This is a genomic window from Janthinobacterium lyxosi (assembly GCF_051380665.1).
Lineage (GTDB): Bacteria > Pseudomonadota > Gammaproteobacteria > Burkholderiales > Burkholderiaceae_D > Janthinobacterium.
This window is the reverse complement of the sequence record NZ_JBNYXM010000084.1, coordinates 1-1,367: the sequence shown is the minus strand read 5'-3', so window position 1 is coordinate 1,367 and position 1,367 is coordinate 1. Positions and strand designations below refer to the sequence as shown.

Annotated in this window: 1 protein-coding gene; it reads left to right on the top strand. The window is 56.8% G+C overall.

Annotation, left to right across the window (positions count from 1 at the left end):
- The first annotated feature begins 22 nt into the window (after positions 1 to 22).
- The gene (locus ACQ4WP_RS29255; protein WP_436526805.1) at positions 23 to 1,354 is read left to right on the top strand and encodes an IS4 family transposase; all 1,332 of its coding nucleotides are present in this window, start codon (positions 23 to 25) and stop codon (positions 1,352 to 1,354) included.
- Positions 1,355 to 1,367 lie beyond the last annotated feature (13 nt).

The window sequence follows — 1,367 nt, the reverse complement described above, 5'->3', positions numbered from 1 at the left end:
CCAGCTGTTAACCTGTATGGCTATGCTCGATGACACTCTCCATTTCCTGGCAAATTACCTCGAGGCACCTGACTGGCGCCGACTAGGGGAACATTTGCCGGTCGAGTGGATTGAACAGGCCGTGCAGCGCACCGACGCTACGAGCATCCGCCATCGGCGCCTGCCAGCCGAGCAAGTAGTCTGGCTGATGGTGGCTTTGGCGCTCTATCGTCACAAGTCCATCAGTGAAGTACTCGATGATCTGGGCTTGGCTGTTCCGGACGCGCAGACCCCTTTTGTCAGCAAGAGCGCTGCCGCCCAGGCCCGCCAGCGCGTCGGGGCAGATCCTTTGAAATGGCTGTTCGATCACTCCGCACAGCATTGGTGCGACCAGGATCGTCGCGCCTATATATTCAAAGGGTTGGTGCTGTTTGCCATGGACGGCACCACTTTACGGACCCATGACAATGTCGAGACCCGTGAACATTTCGGGGCACAAAATTATTCCAGCGGCGCCATCGCGAGCTATCCCCAAGTGCGTGGGGTGACGCTCACTGCGTTGTCCACGCACATTGTTCACAGCGCCGCATTCGGCCCTTACGGCACCAATGAAATGCTGTATGCCAAACAGCTGATCGATGCAGTGCCCAATGACTCGCTCACCGTCTTTGATCGCGGGTTCCTCTCGGCTGAAATTCTGTGCGCGCTGACCCGTGACGGCAACGAACGCCACTTCATCATTCCCGCTAAATCGAATACCCGCTGGGAAGTGATCGAGGGCGATGAGGATGGCGACGACTTCACCGTGCGCATGCGCGTGTCGCCGCAGGCGCGTGCCAAATGCGCTGAGTTGCCGGAATTTTGGGAGGCGCGCGCCATCACTGTCGTCGATCCGCAAGGACGCAAACGTGTCCTATTGACTTCGCTACGCGATCGACGCCGCTACAAGCCTGGCGATATTGCGAACGGCTACACACGTCGCTGGGGCATCGAAACAAGCTACCGTGAACTCAAACAGACCATGCTTGGAAGCACGCTCACCCTGCGCTCAAAAACCGTGAACGGCGTGTACCAGGAGATTTGGGGTACCTTGATCGCCTATAACCTGATCCGCCTGGAGATCGCCAAGGCCGCCTTGGTGGTCAAATGCGAACCGACGGAAGTGAGCTTCATCCGCGCCTTCCACTTGATCCAATTCGAACTTCACTGGGCTGCCGTCACCAGGTCGTATGGCAAGCTTCCAGATTCAATGAAGCATCTGCGTGAAAGGCTGGTTAGTCTTCTGAATGACGAACGGCCCGATCGAAAATTCGACCGGGCCGTCAAGGCAAAACCAAAGCGCTATGCCACTCGAGTTCTACGAAAAACTGCTTAAGTGAACGGCATTA

Coding starts and splice junctions, on each gene's coding strand:
- ACQ4WP_RS29255 (WP_436526805.1), top strand. CDS start 23: ATGCTCGATGACACTCTCCATTTCCTGGCAAATTACCTCGAGGCACCT.